Here is a 19,113-nt window from a genome sequence, read left to right as displayed (position 1 = left end):
CGTGTGCCCGCTGCTGCGCGGGCGCTTGCATCGCAGGCCGCGCCGTCTATCGTTCGCCCCGATCAAATCGGGGAGCGACGATGGACGGCGAGGGCATTTTTCTGGGGCTGGGCGGCGGCGAGCGGCAGACGCTCAATCTTTCGCGCGCCAACCGGCATGGGTTGATCGCCGGCGCCACGGGCACCGGCAAAACGGTGACCGTGCAGGGCTTGTGCGAGAGCTTTTCCAATGCCGGCGTGCCGGTCTTCGTGGCGGACGTGAAGGGCGATTTGTCCGGCCTCGCCATGCCCGGATCGGACAGCTTCAAACATCACGACAAGCTGGTCGAGCGGGCCGAGGAAATCGGTCTCGATCCCTATGTCTATGCCGACAGCCCGACGATCTTCTGGGATCTCTATGGTGAGAAGGGCCACCCGATCCGTACGATGATCAGCGAGATGGGGCCGCTGCTGCTCGGGCGCTTGATGGATCTGAGCGATGCGCAGCAGGGCGTGCTCGAAATCGCGTTTCGCTATGCCGATGACGAAGGCCTGCTGTTGCTCGATCTCGAGGACCTGCGGGCGATGATGGTCGCGGTCGCCGAACATGCGAGCGAGCTGACCATGAAATATGGCAACGTATCGAAGGCCAGCGTCGGGGCGATCCAGCGCAAGCTGCTGCAGTTCGAAGGGCAGGGGGCGGCCGAGTTTTTCGGTGAGCCGGCGCTCGAGATCGACGATTTCTTCAGGACCGATGACCAGGGGCGCGGCTTTTGCAACGTGCTGATGGCCGACAAACTGATGCAGAGCCCGAAGCTCTATGGAACGTTTCTGCTCTGGCTGATGAGCGAGCTGTTCGAGGCGCTTCCCGAGGTCGGAGATCCGGACAAGCCCAAGCTCGTCTTCTTCTTCGACGAGGCGCATCTGCTGTTTGACGACGCGCCCGATGCGCTGCAGGACAAGATCGAGCAGGTCGTGCGGCTCATCCGCTCGAAGGGCATCGGCGTCTATTTCATCACCCAGAACCCGGTCGACATTCCCGAAGAGGTGGCAGGGCAGCTCGGCAACCGTGTCCAGCACGCGCTGCGCGCCTTCACGCCGCGCGACAAGCGCGCGATCAAGGCGGCGGCCGAGACGTTCCGGATCAACCCTGATCTCGATGTCGAGCAGGCGATTACCGAGTTGAAGGTGGGTGAGGCGCTGGTCTCGACGCTGATGGAGGATGGCGCACCCTCGCCGGTCCAGCGCACGCTGATCCGCCCGCCCTATTCGCGGCTCGGCCCGATCTCGACTGGCGAGCGCGCCGCAATCATCGCGGCGTCGCCGATCGGCGACCGCTATGCCGAGCGCATCGACCGTGAATCGGCGGCCGAGGTGCTGGAGCAAAAGGCCCTCGACGCGGCGGAAACTGCCAAGGAGGTCGAGGAGAAGGGCGAGGAGGAGGTGCGCAGGCAGCCGCGCAAATCCAAGGGACTGGTCGAGAGGATGCGCGATGCCGCAACTCGTGCCGGGATGAATTCGGCCGGCGCCAAGTTCGGTCGTGAACTGACGGGCCGCACCAGCCGCGCCAATCCGACACGGACAGCCGTTTCGGCGGCCGGAGGGGTGCTGACGGGAGAGTTGGCGAAGAAGATCGGCGTGCCCGGGGCAGGCGGGTTCCTGCGCGGAATATTGGGCGGGCTGCTGCGCTAGGCCTTTTCGGCGCTCTGCTGCGCGCCGACGAACAGCGCGGCGATATCTTTGCCGATATATTTGGGCCGCTGCGTCTCGGCATCGATACAGCACCAGCGCGACTTGACCTCGGCGATCACTTCCTCGCCGCGCTTGATCACGGTTTCGAAGAACGCGCTCGCGCCCTGGACGCGTTCGGCGATCGAGGTCGCGATCAGATTGTCCTCGAGGAAGGCCGGCTTGCGATAGGTGATCTCGTGCTTCAGCGCGACCCAGAGATTCTGGGCGACCGCGGCAGGCGGCGCAATCTTCTGCCAATGGGAGAGAACGGCGTCCTGCACCCAGTTGAGATAATTGGCATTGTTCACATGGCCCATGAAATCGATATCGTCCGATTCGACGGCAATGGGGTGATCGTACTGACGGCTCATTGAAACATACTCTTGCGACCTTGCGCCGCTATATAGTTTACAAAGATGTCAGTAAAGTGAATGCGGTGCAACGGCGCTAGCCTCGTCCACGATAGGGTGCGACGCCCTGATCGGGCAGCCAGAGCCCTTGCGGCGGCTCACCGGACTGCCAGAACACGTCGATCGGAATGCCGCCGCGCGGATACCAATAGCCGCCGATGCGCAGCCATTGCGGCTGCATCTCGTCGAACAACCTCTTGCCGATGCCGACGGTGCAATCCTCGTGAAAGGCGGCATGGTTGCGGAATGCGCCGAGAAAGAGCTTGAGCGACTTGCTCTCGACGATGGTTTCGCCGGGCGCATAATCGATGACGAGATGCGCGAAATCGGGCTGGCCCGTGACGGGACAGAGCGAGGTGAATTCGGGCGCGGCGAAGCGCACGCAGTAAAGCTCGCCCGCACGCGGGTTCGGGACATAGTCGAGTACTGCCTCCTCGGGTGAGGCGGGAAGGCCACTGTCCTTGCCAAGATGACGTGTTTCCATGCGCTGCCCCTAGCCGTTTGCCACCGAAATGTCATATGGAGCGCGTGAGTCAGGGCGCATTCATGGCTTCGGATGGACCAAAGGCCAAACAGGCGCCTGCAATCATTTGGGGTTTTCGCACGTGACACGCGGTTTCGCGTTTCTTCCGGTCATCGCCATGGCGGCCCTGCTGCCCGCCGCCCCGCTTGCTGCGCAAGATACGCAGCCCGCGCCGCCGCCACCGTCGCCGTCGCGCACCTACAGCCTGCCGCCCGGCAATCCCGTCGACCGGCCGCCGCCCGAACCCGAAGCGCAGGGGCCGAGCGGCCCGGACAGCCAGGCGCCGCGCGTCATCCGGCCCGGCGGACAGGGCGAAACGCAGACACCGTCGCGAACGGAGCCGACGCCGCAGGTTCAAATCCCCCGCGTTGCACCGACACAGCCTGGCCAGGCGCCGTCGAACCGGACGCAGCAACTGCCGCAGCGCCAAGCGCCGGGCGCTGCCCCGGTTGCCCCGAACCAGCGCGGCGTGATCCCGGACGAGTTGCGCCGCCCGGCGCCGATGATCGAGCCGGAACCGGGCGCCGAACTGCCCGAGGTCTCCGACGAGGAACTGTTCGACGATCCCGAATATGAGGGCGCGCCCGCGACCGACAGCGAGACGCCGGCCGTCACGACCTCGCCCGAGGACAGCGGCGACTTCGCCTGGTGGTGGCTGATCGTGGCGGGTGCCCTGGCGGCGTTTGCCGGTTTCGTTCTCCTGCGCCGCCGCAGGGCGGCCGCCGGTGCCGCTATCGTGGAGCCGGAACCGTTGTTCGAGGTTCCTTCGCCGTCGAAGCGTCAGGACGCGCCCGAAGCGGAGCGTGAAGCGGCAACGGCAGAGGAACCGGACGTTGCGCCGGAACCCGATGACCAGCCGATGCCCGAGCCGGACCTGTCGGTCGCACCCGTCGTGAATCTGCCTCCGCAACCAGCGCAGCAGCCCGCACCCGCGCCGGCGCCGCGCGAGCCGCTCCCCGCTGCCGCCTCGCCCTTCGTGTCGACGCGCATTTCGGGAACGGCTCCACGGCCCCAGGCGCCGCCGCCCATCGATCCGAACGACTCTCGTCAGGTTCGCGTCCATATGGATTTCCAGCCGCTCGAGGCGCGGATGGCCGATGACGGTCTCAGCATCGTCTATCGCGTGATCATCGAGAATGTCAGCAACGAGGACCTGACCGACATCGCGATCGACATCTTCATCCGCAGCGCCGATGCCGCCGCCGCGAAAACGCGGCCGGAACAGCCGCTACGCGCCTTCGAACAGAAGAAGCTGGCGGCACGCACGCGGCTCGAACATCGCGGTGAAGTAAGGCTCGCGCCCAACGGTTTCCAGCCGATGCAGTCCGACGGCAAGGCGATGCTGGTGCCGGTCGTCGACCTGCTGCCGAAATATCGCGATGGCGTCGGGAAGATGCACGAAGTGCACCTCGCCATGCTGATCGGTCGCGAAAACGACCCGCCGACCGAGCGGATGGCGCCGTTCTGGCTCGACGGTAAGCAAGGGCGCTTTGCCCCGATCGGCTGCCGCCCGCTGGCGCAGAACGTGCTGCACGACGAGGCCGCCTGAAACCCGGATCTCCATCCGTGCGTTGAACGCGCATGAGCGGAAAATCCGGACCGATCCTCGTCCCCATATTGGGCGACCAGCTGACCCGCGACATTTCCTCGCTGGACGGCGTCGATCCCGCCGATGCCGTGCTGCTGATGATGGAGGTCGAGGATGAGGCGACCTATGTCCGCCACCACAAGTCGAAGATCGCCTTCCTCTTCTCCGCCATGCGGCACCATGCCGAGGATATGCGATCACGCGGCTGGACGGTCGACTATGTGACGCTCGACAATCCCGACAACGCCGGAAGTTTCTCGGGCGAAGTGCAGCGCGCGGTCGAACGGCATGGCGCCTCCGCGATCCGCGTTACCGAAGCCGGCGAATGGCGCGTCGCGGCGATGCTGCAGGACTGGGAGGAGAAATTCGGCATCCCGGTCGAAATTCGTCCCGATACGCGCTTCCTTTGCAGCCATGAAGATTTCGAGGGCTGGGCCGAGGGCCGCAAGAGCCTCACGATGGAATATTTCTACCGCGAGATGCGCCGCAAGACGGGCTTGCTGATGAACGGCGGCGATCCCGAAGGCGGCAAGTGGAATTACGACAAGGAAAACCGCAAGCCGGCCGAGCGCGACCTGCTGATGCCCAAGCCGATCGCGTTTCGGCCCGATGAGATCACGCAGGATGTGATCGATCTCGTCGCCGAGCGCTTCGCCGATCACCCCGGCAGCCTCGACCATTTCCAGTTCGCCGTGACGCACGACGAGGCGATGCGCGCGCGGCGGCATTTCCTCGACGAATGCCTGCCGCGCTTCGGCGATTTCCAGGACGCCATGCTGACCGGCGAGCCGTTTCTTTACCACTCGTTGCTCTCGCCCTATATCAATGCGGGGTTGCTCGACCCGATCGACCTGTGTCGCGAGGCGGAGAAGAAATATCGAAACGGCGACGCGCCGCTCAACTGCGTCGAGGGCTTCATCCGGCAGATCATCGGCTGGCGCGAATATGTCCGCGGCATCTATTGGCGCGAAGGGCCCGATTACGCGCAACGCAATTTCCTCGAGGCGAAACGGGACCTGCCGAATTTCTACTATAGCGGCGACACCGGCATGCACTGCCTTTCCGCAGCGATCGGCCAGACGCTCGACCGGGCTTATGCCCATCACATCCAGCGGCTGATGATCACGGGCACCTTCGCGCTGCTCGCCGGGGTCGACCCGCACCAGGTCCATATCTGGTATCTGGAGGTCTATGTGGACGCGTATGAATGGGTCGAACTGCCCAACACGCTCGGCATGAGCCAGTTCGGCGATGGCGGACTGCTCGGCTCGAAACCCTATGTCGCGAGCGGCAACTACATCAACACAATGTCCGATTATTGCCGCTCATGCCGTTACGATGTGAAGCAGCGGACCGGAGAGGATGCCTGCCCCTTCAACGCGCTCTACTGGGATTTTCTCGCCCGCAACGAGGACAAGCTCAGCAGCAATCGGCGGCTCGCCATGCCTTACAAGAGCTGGGAGCGGATGGAGAAGGGCGACAAGATCGCGATCCGCAACAGCGCGCGGGCTTTCCTCGAAAGCCTCGACTAGCGCCATGGCCATGGCTAAGGACTGGTCAAAGAAAAACCTGACAGGAAAGACCGAATCCATGGAAATGCTCGTTTCGACCGAATGGCTCGCCGGAGAATTGGACGCCAGCGATCTCTATGTGGTCGACGCCACCTATTTCCTGCCTGATCACGGTCGCGACGCGAAAGCCGAATATGGTTTCGAGCATATCCCGGGCGCGGTGTTCATGGATCTCGACGACGTCCGCGATACCGGCTCCGATCTGCCGATGATGCTGCCGCCGGCCGAGCGCTTCGCCAGCCGCATGCAGTCGCTCGGCATCGGCGACGGCAGCCGCATCGTCTTCTATGACAATTCGCCGCTGCACAGCGCTGCACGCGCATGGTTCATGACCAAGGAAGTGTTCGGCGCGCACAATGTCGCCGTGCTCGATGGCGGTCTCGCCAAGTGGAAGTCCGAAGGCCGCCCCGTCGAACAGGGCAAGCAGCAGGTCCGCCATCGTCACTTCACCGTCTTCCATGACGACGGCGCTGTCCGCACGCTTCCGCAGATGAAGGACATTTCGGCGTCGGGCGACACCGAAATCGTCGATGCGCGCGATGCCGACCGGTTCGAAGCAAAGGTCGACGATCCACGGCCGAATGTCACCGCCGGCCATATCCCGGGATCGAAGAACCTGCCCTATGAGAAGCTGTTCAACGCCGACGGCACGTGGAAGCAGGGCGATGAGCTGCGCGTCGCTTTCACCGATGCGGGTGTCGATCTCGACAAGCCGCTCGTCACCAGCTGCAACAGCGGCATGACGGCGGCGGTGCTTTATTTCGGTGCTAAGCTGCTCGGCAAGGACGATGTCGCGCTCTACGACGGCAGCTGGTCCGAATGGGGCGCGCATAGCGACACCGAAAAGGCGACCGGCGCCGCGTGAGCGAGGGTTCGGGCGACGATCGACCCGATACGCGGTTCGTCACCGGCGGCCGCCGCAAGTCGTTGACGGGGCCGGCGGTCAATCCGCCGGTCTGGCGCGCCTCGACGGTTCTCTACGACAGCTATGCCGAGCTGAAGGGCGCCAAGGGGTCGAACGAGGACGGCACCTTCTTTTACGGCCGGCGCGGTATGCCGACGCAATGGGCGCTCGCCGAAGCGCTGACCGAGCTTGAGCCGGGTGCGGCAGGGACGATGTTGTTTCCGAGCGGAGTCGCCGCCATCGCCTGCGCGCTGCTGGCGGTGCTGAAGCCGGGCGACGTGCTGCTCGTCACCGACAACAGCTACGATCCGACGCGCAGCTATGCCGATGCCTTCCTGAAGCGAATGGGTGTCGAGACGCGCTATTTCGATCCGATGATCGGCAGCGGCATCGCCGAGCTGATTTGCGACCGAACGAAGGCGATCATGCTCGAAAGCCCTGGCAGCCTGACCTTCGAGGTGCAGGATGTGCCGGCGATCTGCGCGGCGGCGAACGAGCGTGGCGTTGTCACGCTGCTCGACAATACCTGGGCTGCCTCGCACTTCTTCAAGGGGATCGAAAAGGGTTGCGACATCACGATCCTCGCAGGCACCAAATATATCGTCGGCCATAGCGACGTCATGCTCGGAACGGTCAGCGCGACGCCCAAATATTGGAAACGGCTCCGCTCCACGGCGCAGCAGCTCGGCCAGACGATCTCGCCCGACGATGCCTATCTGGCGCTGCGCGGGCTTCGCACGATGGGGGTGCGGCTGGAGCGTCACGAAAGGAGCGCGCTTGAGATCGCGCACTGGCTCAAGGACCAGCCGCAGGTCGTCCGCGTGCTCCATCCCGCCTTCGAAGACTGTCCCGGCCATGAGATCTGGAAGCGCGATTTTACGGGTTCGGCCGGGCTGTTCTCCATCGAACTCACGCCGGGCGGCGACGACGCAGCGATTGCCGCGCTGATCGACGAACTGCGGCTTTACGGCCTCGGCTACAGCTGGGGCGGCTATGAAAGCCTCGCCCTTCCGGTCGATCCGCGCACCGCGCGCAGTGCGACCGCTTGGGAGGGCAGGGGACCGCTGATCCGCCTCAACATCGGCCTTGAAGACACAGGGGACCTGATCGCCGATCTTGCCGCTGGGCTCGAAAGATACGAGAAGGCGGCATGCAGGAGATAATCACGCTTCTTGCAAGTTGGGGGATGGTGATCCCGGCCGACCAGCTGAACCTGCTGGCGGTCGCCATCGGCATCGCATTCCTCGCCATTGCCATGGGGCTGGGCTGGCTGTTGAGCCGCCTCGCCGGCACGCATCTTTCGGGCGCATGGGAGCGGGTTGCCGGGGAGCGTGCCGAAGGTCTTGGCCCGCGCATGGTGCGGATCGTCTACCATATCGTCGTCGCGCTGTTTCTGGCGACGGCCTTTTTCGCGCTCGAATGGTGGACCTATACCGATCTCATATTGGGATTCGGCTGGGGCGTCAGCGCGGGCTATCTGGTCTGGCACATATTCCGCGCCGTCAATTTTGCGCGCTGGACCGCATTCGGACTCGGCTTTTTCACCTTCGCGCTCATCCTGATCAATTCGGTCGGCGGGCTCGAACGGGTGACCTTCATCTTCGATCGGATCGGCGTCGATGTCGGCGATACGCGGATCTCGCTGCTGACGCTGTTGACGATCGCGATTACCGGCGTTGCGCTCTTCGCGATCGTTCGGATCATCCACCGTGTCATTTCGCATTCGGTCAACCGTGCGAGCGGACTCGATCCCGCGCAGAAGCTGCTGATCGACAAGTTGCTGACGATCGCCATCATGGTCGGCGCCTTCTTCATCGGCATCGATATCCTCGGCATCGATCTCACCGCGCTCGCCTTTTTCGGCGGCGCGCTGGGTCTCGCCGTCGGTTTCGGCATGCAGAAGACGGTCGGCAACCTGATCGCGGGCGTGATCCTGCTGATGGACCGGTCGATCAAGCCGGGCGATGTCATCGAAGTCGGCGAGAGTTTTGGCTGGGTCAACAAGATCGGCGTGCGTGCCGTCTCGATCATTACACGTGACGGCAAGGAGCATTTGATCCCGAACGAAATCCTGATGACCGAGGAGGTCGTCAACTGGTCCTATTCCAGCCGCGATGTGCGCGTGCATGTCGAGGTTGGCGTATCCTATCGCTGCGATATCAAGCTTGCGCAGGCACTGATGCGTCAGGCAGCGGAAGAATCGCCGCGCGTGTTGAGCAGCCCGAAACCGGTCGTGTGGTTGAAGGAATTCGGCGACTCCGCAGTGGTTTTCGATATCAGGGTCTGGATCAAGGATCCCGAAGGCGGCGTCGGCAATATGAGGGCCGATGTGTTGATGAGGGTCTGGGACAAATTTCAGGAACACGACATCGAGATTCCGTTCCCGCAGCGCGATCTTCACGTCAAGGAATGGCCCGAAGGCAAGCCCGAGGCGCTTCGCGACACAAAATCGGAACCGCCCGGGCCGAAGCCGGACACTGCCTAGAGCCCGATAACCGCCGCCGCGCGAGCAAGCACATGACGCAATTCATCGGCCAGGCAGGCTGCGGCGGCCGGATTGGCGTTGCGATCGAGAAGCGGCCGGACGTTGTGGCTGGCCATCGCGGCACCTTCGGCGATCAGCATGTCGAAGCGGTAGCGGGCGATATCGGGAACCCGGGCCAACGCGTCCCGGACACGCCGTTCATCGGACAATGGTGCCGCCGCCACATTGGGCCGGCCGGCCATTTCCTCAACCAGCGCCAAAATCGCCGCGAGCTGGGTCACCTGCTCGGTTGCGCCCGGTGCGCCGACATCGCTGGCGGCAGGAAGAGGTTGAAAGGCGGTCATGGGATATATCCTTGCCAGACAAGCCCCTAAAATTGCGCTAAACGGAAATGCATTTGTTGCAATGCAGCAACAGAAGCCGTTTTTCATTGCTTTTGTGGGAAATGGCCTTGTGTGCAGATGCGAGTTTCGGCAATTAAATGATGCAATGCAAAATCGGCTCGCAACAAAATGAGGCCGAGTGCAGGCGCAGGTACGAACGCAAGAACAAGGTTTAACGAAAAAGGATCTACCATGCGCGTAAAGTTTTTGACCCTCGCCCTTGCGGCGACGACGGCCATATCGACGCCGGCCATGGCAGCTGAGATCGGGGGTGGCTTTTCGGTTTCGGGAAATGCTGCGGTGACGACCGATTACCGGTTCCGCGGCGTATCGTTCTCCGATGAGGACATCGCCATTCAGGGCGGCCTCGATCTGGAGCATGAAAGCGGCTTCTATGCCGGCATCTGGGGCTCGTCGCTCGAAGAGGATGACGACGAAATCCTGCTCTTCGCGCGGCCGGGCCTTGTCCAGCCCGAAATCTACAAAGCCGGCAATTTCGGCCACACGGAAATCGATATTTATGTCGGTTGGTCCGGTGAGATTTCGTCGGGCGTCGGACTTGACGTCGGGGTGCTCTATTACATCTATCCGAACGCCCGGAACCGGACGCCGGTGTTCACGCCGTGCGATCCGCTGACGCAAAATTGCGCCAGCTCGCAAGGCACCTTCACCGGCTTCACCGACTTCGATACCGACTATATCGAGCCTTATGCCTCGCTGTCGTACACGATCGGGCCGGCAGAACTGACCACGGGCATCGCCTATGCGCCGGATCAAAGCGCGATCGGCGATGACGACAACCTGTATCTCTACGGAGATGTCGGCGTCGGCATTCCGAACACCCCGATCACCATCAACGGCCATCTCGGCTACACGAACGGCAGCCTGTCGGCGGATACCGATGACGATTATCTCGACTGGCTGATCGGTATCGATGTTGCCGTGGGCCCGATGACGCTCGGTGTCGCCTATGTCGATACCAACGCGCCGGACGTACCGGGCCTCGATGCGACGATCGTCGGAACGCTCGGTATCTCGTTCTGAATTCTAGCGTGGGAGTAAAAAGGCCGGGGAGGGGCGACCCTCTTCGGCTTTTTGTTTGGACGTGATTCTGTCAGACTCGACCTTACGGTCGAGCGCCGCACCAGCCCGCACCCCCACCCGGCCTCCCACTGAGTGTATCCTGGATGGGAGGCCGGGTGGGGGTGCGGGCTGGTGCGGCGATTTTCCGCCAGGAAAATTCTGACAAACAAACCTCCGAACACCCGACTGGCGCACGGCACGCACAGTTTCTACATATCGGTCATGGTGCAATCGAGCGTACATGAACTATCGGACCGGGCGCGGGCGGTGTTTCGCAGCGTGGTCGAAGGTTTTCTGGAGCATGGCACGCCCATCGGCTCGCGCACGATCGCACGCGAGGCCGGGCTGAGCCTCTCGCCTGCCTCGATCCGCAACGTGATGCAGGATCTGGAGGAATATGGCCTGCTGGCGGCGCCGCACACCAGCGCCGGCCGGATTCCGACCGAGACCGGGCTGCGGCTGTTCGTCGACGGGATGATGCAGGCAAGCCGCTTGTCGATGGCCGAGCGGCGCGCGATCGAAGCGCAAGTCGGCGAAGAAGGCCCGGTCGAGGAGGCGCTGGCGCAGACGACGGCGGCATTGTCGGGCCTTTCGTCCTGCGCCGGGATCGTTCTGGTGCCGAAGCGCGAGCCGGTGCTTAGCCAGTTCGGCTTCGTGCCGCTGTCGGACGGGCAGGCGCTGGCGGTGCTCGTGGGGTCGGACGGCAGCGTCGAAAACCGCGTCGTCGATCTTCCCAGCCCCGTCCCGTCCTCGACGCTCACCGAGGCGGCGAATTATGTCAGCAGCCGGCTTGCCGGGCTGACGCTCGAACAGGCGAAGGAGCGGCTGGAACAGGAGATCGGCCGCGGCAAGGCCGCGCTCGACGATGCGGCGCGCGACCTCATTTCGCGCGGGCTTGCGACATGGTCGAAGGACGGCGCGGAGCGGCCCGTGCTGATCGTGCGCGGCCAGGCGAACCTGCTCGACGACAGCGCCAGCGCCGATCTCGATCGTGTCCGCCAGCTTCTCGACGAACTCGAAGGCAAGGAAGAGATTTCACGGCTTCTCGACAGCGCACGCGAGGCGCAGGCGATGAAGATCTTCATCGGATCGGAAACCAAGCTCTTCTCGCTTTCCGGCTCCTCGGTCATCGCCTCGCCCTATCACGATGCCGAGGGGCAGGTGGTCGGCGTGGTCGGCGTGATCGGGCCGACACGCTTGAACTATGCGCGGGTCGTGCCCATGGTGGACTTCACGGCACAGACGTTGTCGAAACTCATGACCTGACGGAACGAAAATGAACGGCGAAAAGACCGAAGATCGAACGAACGAAAATTTGTCCGACGAGGCGAAGGCGGAGCTGGAAGGCGTGCCCGAGAGCCTGCGCGAGGAAACCGCGGACGAGGCACCCGAACTGGCAGAGCATGACCGGATCGCGGAACTCGAGGAAGAGCTCGAAAAGGCGAAGCAGGACGTACTCTATGCGCGCGCCGAGGAACAGAATACGCGCCGGCGGCTGGAGCAAGAGCGGCAAAAGGCCTCCGATTACGCGGCGACCAATTTCGCGCGCGATATCCTGTCGGTTGCCGACAATCTGGAACGCGCGCTTGCCGCGATCCCGAGCGAACTGCGCGAGGACGAGAAGTGGAAAGGCCTTGTTGCGGGACTCGAGGCGACGGGCAAGGAGATCGAGACGGTCTTTCGCAAGCATGGCATCGAAGCGGTGGAAACGGAGGGCGAACTCGACCCCAACATCCACCAGGCCATGGTCGAAATCCCGAGTGCCGACGCCGAACCGGGCACGATCGTGCAGGTGATGCAGCGAGGCTATGTGATCAGGGACCGGCTGCTACGGCCGGCGCTGGTCGGGGTGGCGAAGAAGCCGGAATAGGATTTTCGTTTTTGATTGTCAGACTTTGGCTACGCCAAAGCGCCGGTGCGGCGCTCGACCGTCAGGTCGAGTCTGACACATCAAGCGTTCAGCGTGTAGCGGCTCTCTCCCGGTGCTCGGCACATTTCCTTTTCAAGGCTGATTTCTTCGCCGTCGATGATCGCGATGTCGGTAATCGTCAGGCAGCGCGTGCCGTTGGGCTGCGAATTCATCGCCGTCACCTCGGACGATCCGCTGACACCTTCGCGCGTCGGGCTCGTCCATTCGGAGCGGGCGCCGACTTCCTCCTGTTCGGTCACTTCCACCGTCGCTTCTGCGGCGAGTTCCTGTTCCTCTTCGGTCAGGTTGCAGGCAATCTGCGCGAGCAGCGTTCCGCTCGCAGCACCGATCAGCGAGCCTGCGACACTGCCGAGCCCGGTGCGGCTGCCGATCACGCCGCCCAATATCCCGCCCAGCAATCCGCCGCCGGCGCGCTCGGTGCCGCACTGATCGCCATCGCCGCCGTCCCGGCGCCGGGCCGAGCGTTCGCCATTCCCACCACCGCCCCCGGCATCCAAGTCGGCAGGCAGCGCTGCGAGCAGGCTGGCGTCGCGGCAGTCGGTCATCCGGCAGAATACGGCTTGCTGATAGGCGCGGTCGCCTTCGTAGCGCGCCAGCATCTCGCGATAGAGCGCGGCGTGCGCACCATCGAGGTTCGAGGCTTCATGTTCCGCCGTCACGCGGGCGTAGAAACCGTCCGCCTGCTCCTGCGTATACCGGAAATCGTTCTGCACCTGCTCTTCGTAAATGCCGCGGATCGCGTTCTGATGCGCGATCAGCTGCTGCGTGAACGGCATCAACACCTGCGCATGGTAGCGATCGAGCGCAGCGGTGCAGCGATTGGTTTCGGCTGCCTGTTCATACGGCTCGCCGTAGCGCCGCCAATCCTCCCGGCATTCGGGATAGCCGGTCTGGCTCATCTGTGGCGTTGCCGGCAGGTCCGGCAGGTCGGGCGGCGGCGGGCGCTGGCCATGCGCCATCGCCGGAATCAGCAGCATCGCCGCGAAGAGCCCCGTCAGCAAAGCAGAAAGCAACCGTGCCATTTGATCCCCCGATCATCCCTGTCGGAGGAGTCTAGACCGACCCCTGCGGCGGAGCAACCGGAGCCGCAACTACACCAGCCATGTTCCACATCTCGGACTACGCCGCATCGTCATTGCGAGGAGACGAAGGCGACGCGGCAATCCAGAGCAGAAGGTGGCGACCTGCTTGGCTCTGGATTGCTTCGCTCCGCTCGCAATGACGGCGGATTTACGACGACGACAATGCCCTAAACCCGCTGGGCGCGGTTCTCGTCGCGATGCTTTTTCAGATACTTCATGAACGGCGTGCCGCCGGTGCCGACATCGGTATCGTTGCCCGTGGCGCCCTGCGCCTGCTTGTTGATGTAACTCGCGGCGTACTCCAGATGCCGCGTACGAAAGCGCGCGACCTGCTCGACGCACGCGTTGAACGCATCCTTGACGCCCGAATGCGATCCCGCCGCGAAGACGCGCAGTTCGCTGGCTGCGGCCAAATCTTCGATGAAGCGGCGATGCGGGACAGGCCGGTATTCGTGCAGCTCGTCGAGATATTCGCGCAGCGGGTCATTTTCGTGGCTGACGTTGAAAAGCGCGTCCATCGCCGGGACGATGCTCGACTGCGACCCCGTTTGGCCGCGAAAGGCCTGCGGTTTGCCGCCGAACTTCTCGACGCCTTCATAGACGATGCCGTCGGGCGTTGCCGGGTTGTTCTTCCAGCCATGGATATAAGGCCGCACGCGCTGGAAATAGATATAGGGATCGCAGCGTTCGGGCATGCGATCGAAATGCGCGTTGATCCGGTCCCACACCGTGTTCATCTCGGTCAGCAGCGCTTCGACCTGCGCCGCATCGCCGTCGTTCGACGCGGCGACGAGCTCGGTCGCGATCTCCAGCCCCCGGCCGGCCTCCGCCTCGATCGCGACATGGACGAGGACGAACCAGTTCTCGTCCATCCCGCCGAGGAAATTTTGCAGCATCGCGATATTGTCGAGCGTGATGCCTTCGGCCTTGTCGAGCCGGTACCAGTTGTCGAGCACATAGCCGGAATAGGGGAGCAGCGGCGCCTGGCCCAGCCGATCCGCGATTGCGACCATCGGCACCGCGAGATTGGCGGGGAGGGCGGCCGGCGCGTTCTCTTCGCCCCAGACATAGGCCTGAACGAGAAAGGAATAGCGCACCATCGCGGCGCGAATCTCGGCATCGCTCGCCTCGGCAAGGAAGGTTTCGATATCGGGCGTGGGCAGGTCGTCCAGCCAGTGACGGACGCGGCCGGTGGTGATCAGGCCGGACAGTTCCTCCGCCGCGCCCTCGATCTCCAGAAAGTCGTCGGGAAGGAAGATTTCGTCGATCTCGAAGTCGGAAAGATAGCCGCGTTCCCGCGACATGCCGTAGGTTGAAAGCTCCATCGATGTCTCTTGGTCCGGGCGCGGGTTGGGCCGCCCGGTGATGCACCGCCGCTAGCAATGGATTGCGCCTTGTGCAAGCGCTGCCGTCCCCATGCCGTAGCGTCAGGACGGCCTGAACGGCAGAATGGCCTCATAGCTCGCGAGCCCCGGCGCCCCCGCCAGCGCCTTTCCCTCCCGCAAAAGGAACGTGTGCCGCACGATCTCCGCTTGCTGCTCGATCCCGTATTTCACCAGCGGCTGGCCCGGTTTCAGGGCGTAGTCGTAGCGGCAGAAGGCGTGGCGGCGGATGGGAAGGAAGATGCCCTGCTGCCACTGCCAGACGTGCGTCATCTCGTGCAGGAACAGGCCCTGAAGGCGAAGCGGGGCGTCGGCAAAATCCTCGCGCCAGAAGGGGCCTTTGGGGTGAAACCAGATACCGCCCGTCGGCGCCATCAGCGTCTTGACCGGCTGGAAAGGAAACCACTTCTTCCGGTGCAGCTTCACGCGCTCATAGTCGATCGCGTTACCGAAGATGCTCGCGGCGAGGTTGCGTTCGCCGTTCGTGAGGGGGCGGGAAAGATGCGCCATCTGGACGCCTTAGCCTGAATTTCCGCGTCACGGGAATCTCCGGATCCCCAAGACGGCTGATAATGGCGCGCCGGTACCCCCGCCCTCGCGGGGATACCGGCGCGAAGCGACGGAAGCCGGTCTATTCGAGTTCGGAAATCTCGAGCCGGGCAGGCGCGATTTCCGGTTCGCCATAGGTGCCGACCCAGATGTCGTACTGGCCGCTTGGCGCGCTGTCGAACCAGACCGCGGGATCGAGGCTTTCGCCGGTATCGTCGGCGCAGACCCAGTTGCCGCCGGGATCGTTCACGACGAGTGTGGTATCGGTTTCGGAGAAGGCCGCAATGGACAGGGGTCCGCCGCTCGAATCGTAGTTCAGCCGTACATCCGGGGCACCGAAGATATAGCCGGTGCAATCGCCGCCGATCTCTGTCGCCGCATCGATCGGGCCACCGGAATCGAGTTCGACCACATAGGGATCGGGTAGGAAGCCGGCCGCGAGGTCGACCGTCTCATAGGTCGGATCGGCGCCGATATCGAGCACGGCGCCTGCGGACGGAATCTCCGAAATCTGCAACTGCGCTGCGTAATTGGCCGGTTCGCCAAAGGTGCCGACCCAGATGTCGTACTGGCCGCTTGCCGGGCTCGTAAAGACGACTTCGGGATCGAGGCCGGCGGGGCCGTCATCGTTGCAGGACCAGTTGCCATCCGGTCCGTTGACCACGAGTGTCGTATCCTCTTCGGACTGCGATCGGATAAACAGCGGCAAATCACCTGCCGTATAATTCAACCGGAAATCGGGCGCGTCGGCGATAAAGCCGATGCACTCGCCGCCGATCGCTTCGCCGGCATCGATGGTGCCGCCCGACTGCAGGTCGACGCGGTGCGGGTCGGGCAGGAAGCCCACCTCCAGGTCGACCGTGCCGTAGGCCGGGTCGAGGCTGTAATCCTGGGCTGCGGCCGGAACGGCCAGTGCGGTTGCCGTCATGGCGGCAAGAACAACGCGGACGTGAATCATGTCGAAAAAATCCCCCTTCTCCAAAAGCCGGCCGGTGAGAACCGGCGGCGTCGCGACCGATCGCTCCAACAGCAGCTTTCGCATGTCGGAGCGATGAACGCGGCACAAAGTCCTGTGATCTCAATCACAGGCGAAGGCTAGTTATTTTCGTCGCTGAAAGGCGGTTCGTCGCCGACGCCGATCGTGACCGCTTCGACCTGGATGTCGCGGCCGCTGTCGAAGCGGAAATTGAGCGTCAGCGGCGTACCCGGCGTGACGTCGTCGTCGATGTCGAACAGCATCGCGTGCAGACCGCCCGGCGCGAAGGAGACGGTTTCGTCTGCCGGGATTTCGACGGACATGACCGGCTGCATCCGCATCGCGCCGTCCATGCCGCCCTCCATCTCCATCGTCTCGTGCAGCTCGATCGTCTCGACGCGCGGGCTGTCGATCGCCAGCAGCGTGTCGCCAGCCTCGCCGCCATTGAGATCGAAATAGGCCGCCGCCGGCCGGCCGTCGACGGCGGGCAGGCGGACCCAGGCATTCTCGACCGGATCGGCCGGCGCGTCGTCGCCGCCGGGCGAGCAAGCCGCGAGGACGAGAAGGGCGGAGAAAATGGCCGGAAATCGCATGAAAAATCCCATATCTGAACAGCGCGCACGCCTTAGGGGGCCCGGGTTCTTGCAGCAAGGAAAACCCCACCTATATCGCCAAGCATAACGCCGCGCCGGCGGCTTTCGCTTCTAACAAGGGGAGTCTCCGGCTCCGCCACTATTGGGGAAATTCAAGAGGTAAGAAGACATGGCAAAAGTTATCGGAATCGACCTTGGCACGACCAACTCGTGCGTCGCCGTCATGGAAGGCGGCAAACCGAAGGTGATCGAAAATTCGGAAGGCGCGCGGACGACCGCGTCGATGGTCGCCTTCACCAAGGATGGCGAGCGCCTGATCGGCCAGCCGGCCAAGCGCCAGGCCGTCACCAACCCGGACAATACGATCTTCGCGGTGAAGCGCCTGATCGGCCGCCGCTTCGACGATCCCATGACCAAGAAGGACATGGAGCTCGTCCCCTATGACATCGTCAAGGCCGACAATGGCGACGCCTGGGTCGAGGCGAAGGGCGAGAAGTACAGCCCGTCGCAGATCAGCGCCTTCATCCTGCAGAAGATGAAGGAAACCGCCGAAAGCTATCTCGGCGAGACGGTCGAGCAGGCGGTGATCACCGTTCCGGCCTATTTCAACGATGCCCAGCGTCAGGCGACCAAGGACGCCGGCAAGATCGCCGGCCTCGAAGTCCTGCGCATCATTAACGAGCCGACCGCGGCCGCGCTCGCTTATGGGCTCGAGAAGAACGACGGCAAAACGATCGCCGTTTACGACCTTGGCGGCGGCACGTTCGACATCTCGATCCTCGAGATCGGCGACGGCGTGTTCGAGGTGAAGTCGACCAATGGCGACACGTTCCTCGGCGGTGAGGACTTCGACAGCAAGATCGTCGAATTCCTGGCCGACGAGTTCAAGAAGGCCGAGGGCATCGACCTGCGCGGCGACAAACTCGCCCTTCAGCGGCTGAAGGAAGCCGCCGAAAAGGCGAAGATCGAGCTTTCCAGCGCCCAGTCGACCGAGGTCAACCTGCCCTTCATCACGGCCGATCAGAACGGCCCGAAGCATCTGGTCAAGACGATCAGCCGCTCGGACCTCGAAAAGCTGGTCGGCGACCTGATCAAGCGCACGCTCGAGCCGTGCAAGAAGGCGCTGGAAGATGCCGGCGTCGACAAGGGCGGAATCGACGAAGTCATCATGGTCGGCGGCATGACCCGCATGCCCAAGGTGCGCAGCGTCGTGCAGGACTTTTTCGGCAAGGAGCCGCATGTCGGCGTCAATCCCGATGAGGTCGTCGCCATGGGCGCCGCGATCCAGGCCGGCGTGCTGCAGGGCGACGTCAAGGACGTGCTGCTGCTCGACGTGACCCCGCTGAGCCTCGGCGTCGAGACTCTCGGCGGCGTGATGACCAAGCTCATCGAGAAGAACACGACCATCCCGACCAGCAAGAAGGAGGTCTTCTCGACCGCCGCGGACAACCAGCCCAGCGTGACCATCAAGGTCAGCCAGGGCGAGCGCGAGATGGCGTCGGACAACCGGCTGCTCGGGCAGTTCGACCTGGAGGGCATCCCTCCGGCCCCCCGCGGCACGCCGCAGATCGAGGTCGAGTTCAGCCTCGACGCCAAGCTCTTCGGCAAGCGCAAGTCTTGAGGTCAAACGATGAAGTCTGCGGCACCGGGTGGAGAGGACAACGAGCTCGAGGTGTCGCTCACGGCGCACACACTCCACCTGACCAGCCGCGATCAACACACCCACTGGTGCTTCGATCGATGCGGTCGCTTGATGAGCGGACACCGCGGGGATCGCCATCACCGGGTTGGGCTCGATGCCAGCGTGCTGATGCGGGTGGGGCCGCCCACCAAGAAGCGCGACTATCAGCGCCTCGACGCCGCTGCGGCGGATGCGTTCTTCGACGAGGTGGCGGCAGATGCCGCGCGCGCGCTGGCACTGCTCACAGCGGCCAATGAGGAAGTG

Annotated in this window: 19 protein-coding genes and 1 pseudogene; 11 read left to right on the top strand and 9 right to left on the bottom strand. The window is 63.5% G+C overall.

Annotated elements, in window-relative coordinates:
* Positions 1-80: 80 nt before the first annotated feature.
* Positions 81-1,670, top strand: a complete 1,590-nt coding sequence (locus tag Q0139_RS13995; RefSeq protein WP_298023333.1) for a helicase HerA-like domain-containing protein — start codon at positions 81-83, stop codon at positions 1,668-1,670.
* On the opposite strand, the gene Q0139_RS13990 is transcribed toward Q0139_RS13995, so the two are convergent.
* Together Q0139_RS13990 and queF are read right to left on the bottom strand one after the other, a co-directional pair.
* Positions 1,667-2,080, bottom strand: coding sequence for a thioesterase family protein (locus tag Q0139_RS13990; RefSeq protein ID WP_298023330.1), 414 nt, complete (start codon positions 2,078-2,080; stop codon positions 1,667-1,669). The genes Q0139_RS13995 and Q0139_RS13990 overlap by 4 nt on opposite strands.
* A 76-nt stretch (positions 2,081-2,156) precedes the next feature.
* Complete coding sequence (gene queF, locus Q0139_RS13985) at positions 2,157-2,603, bottom strand: preQ(1) synthase (RefSeq protein WP_298023327.1); 447 nt, start codon at positions 2,601-2,603, stop codon at positions 2,157-2,159.
* A 121-nt stretch (positions 2,604-2,724) separates the two neighbouring features.
* On the opposite strand from queF, the gene Q0139_RS13980 reads away from it, so the two are divergent.
* The 5 genes from Q0139_RS13980 to Q0139_RS13960 are packed head-to-tail and all read left to right on the top strand — an operon-like array spanning position 2,725 to position 9,190.
* The gene (locus Q0139_RS13980) at positions 2,725-4,191 is read left to right on the top strand and encodes a hypothetical protein (RefSeq protein ID WP_298023324.1); all 1,467 of its coding nucleotides are present in this window, start codon (positions 2,725-2,727) and stop codon (positions 4,189-4,191) included.
* 32 nt (positions 4,192-4,223) lie between these two features.
* The gene (locus Q0139_RS13975) at positions 4,224-5,762 is read left to right on the top strand and encodes a cryptochrome/photolyase family protein (protein ID WP_298023321.1); all 1,539 of its coding nucleotides are present in this window, start codon (positions 4,224-4,226) and stop codon (positions 5,760-5,762) included.
* A gap of 58 nt (positions 5,763-5,820) precedes the next feature.
* Positions 5,821-6,666, top strand: coding sequence for a 3-mercaptopyruvate sulfurtransferase (gene sseA, locus Q0139_RS13970; protein ID WP_298023318.1), 846 nt, complete (start codon positions 5,821-5,823; stop codon positions 6,664-6,666).
* The gene (gene metC / locus Q0139_RS13965; RefSeq protein ID WP_298023315.1) at positions 6,663-7,868 is read left to right on the top strand and encodes a cystathionine beta-lyase; all 1,206 of its coding nucleotides are present in this window, start codon (positions 6,663-6,665) and stop codon (positions 7,866-7,868) included. Before sseA ends, metC begins: the two co-directional genes overlap by 4 nt.
* Positions 7,856-9,190: a mechanosensitive ion channel domain-containing protein gene (locus tag Q0139_RS13960; RefSeq protein ID WP_298023312.1), complete on the top strand. Its 1,335-nt coding sequence runs from the start codon at positions 7,856-7,858 to the stop codon at positions 9,188-9,190. Before metC ends, Q0139_RS13960 begins: the two co-directional genes overlap by 13 nt.
* Here Q0139_RS13960 and Q0139_RS13955 read toward each other — a convergent pair.
* Entirely contained in the window at positions 9,187-9,534 is a 348-nt protein-coding gene (locus tag Q0139_RS13955) for a hypothetical protein (RefSeq protein ID WP_298023309.1), read from the bottom strand. The genes Q0139_RS13960 and Q0139_RS13955 overlap by 4 nt on opposite strands.
* Before the next feature lie 83 nt (positions 9,535-9,617).
* Entirely contained in the window at positions 9,618-9,827 is a 210-nt protein-coding gene (locus Q0139_RS13950; RefSeq protein WP_298023306.1) for a hypothetical protein, read from the bottom strand.
* On the opposite strand from Q0139_RS13950, the gene Q0139_RS13945 reads away from it, so the two are divergent.
* The 3 genes from Q0139_RS13945 (at position 9,826) to grpE (ending at position 12,526) form a co-directional block, all read left to right on the top strand.
* Positions 9,826-10,617 carry a TorF family putative porin gene (locus tag Q0139_RS13945; RefSeq protein WP_298023303.1) on the top strand — a complete coding sequence of 264 codons (792 nt, stop codon included), beginning with the start codon at positions 9,826-9,828 and terminating at the stop codon, positions 10,615-10,617. The genes Q0139_RS13950 and Q0139_RS13945 overlap by 2 nt on opposite strands.
* A gap of 261 nt (positions 10,618-10,878) precedes the next feature.
* A complete protein-coding gene (gene hrcA, locus Q0139_RS13940) occupies positions 10,879-11,922 on the top strand; it encodes a heat-inducible transcriptional repressor HrcA (protein ID WP_298023300.1) in 1,044 nt (347 codons plus the stop codon).
* A 10-nt stretch (positions 11,923-11,932) separates the two neighbouring features.
* Complete coding sequence (gene grpE / locus Q0139_RS13935) at positions 11,933-12,526, top strand: nucleotide exchange factor GrpE (RefSeq protein WP_298023297.1); 594 nt, start codon at positions 11,933-11,935, stop codon at positions 12,524-12,526.
* 80 nt (positions 12,527-12,606) lie between these two features.
* Here the strand turns inward: grpE and Q0139_RS13930 are convergent, their stop codons facing one another.
* The 5 genes from Q0139_RS13930 to Q0139_RS13910 all read right to left on the bottom strand — a co-directional run bounded on the left by Q0139_RS13930 (position 12,607) and on the right by Q0139_RS13910 (position 17,168).
* Positions 12,607-13,608, bottom strand: a complete 1,002-nt coding sequence (locus tag Q0139_RS13930) for a hypothetical protein (protein WP_298023295.1) — start codon at positions 13,606-13,608, stop codon at positions 12,607-12,609.
* A 227-nt stretch (positions 13,609-13,835) separates the two neighbouring features.
* Complete coding sequence (locus Q0139_RS13925) at positions 13,836-14,993, bottom strand: indoleamine 2,3-dioxygenase (RefSeq protein WP_298023292.1); 1,158 nt, start codon at positions 14,991-14,993, stop codon at positions 13,836-13,838.
* Positions 14,994-15,095: 102 nt separating this feature from the next.
* On the bottom strand, positions 15,096-15,560 hold the full coding sequence (locus Q0139_RS13920) for a vgr related protein (RefSeq protein WP_298023287.1): 465 nt from the start codon (positions 15,558-15,560) through the stop codon (positions 15,096-15,098).
* 121 nt (positions 15,561-15,681) lie between these two features.
* Positions 15,682-16,641 (bottom strand): hypothetical protein, encoded by a 960-nt coding sequence (locus tag Q0139_RS13915; RefSeq protein WP_298023284.1) that lies wholly within the window; start codon positions 16,639-16,641, stop codon positions 15,682-15,684.
* Between the two features lie 53 nt (positions 16,642-16,694).
* Positions 16,695-17,168 (bottom strand): copper chaperone PCu(A)C, encoded by a 474-nt coding sequence (locus tag Q0139_RS13910; RefSeq protein WP_298023281.1) that lies wholly within the window; start codon positions 17,166-17,168, stop codon positions 16,695-16,697.
* 169 nt (positions 17,169-17,337) lie between these two features.
* Here Q0139_RS13910 and dnaK point away from each other — a divergent pair.
* Positions 17,338-18,762: pseudogene (gene dnaK, locus Q0139_RS13905) on the top strand (molecular chaperone DnaK); the annotation flags it as partial.
* Between the two features lie 36 nt (positions 18,763-18,798).
* Positions 18,799-19,113: hypothetical protein (locus Q0139_RS13900; protein WP_298023278.1), on the top strand; the 315-nt coding region annotated here is incomplete at its 3' end.

This window comes from uncultured Parasphingopyxis sp., from assembly GCF_937129435.1.
Taxonomy (GTDB): domain Bacteria; phylum Pseudomonadota; class Alphaproteobacteria; order Sphingomonadales; family Sphingomonadaceae; genus Parasphingopyxis.
Note: the sequence above shows the minus strand (reverse complement) of the source record. Positions and strands in the feature narration are given on the sequence as shown.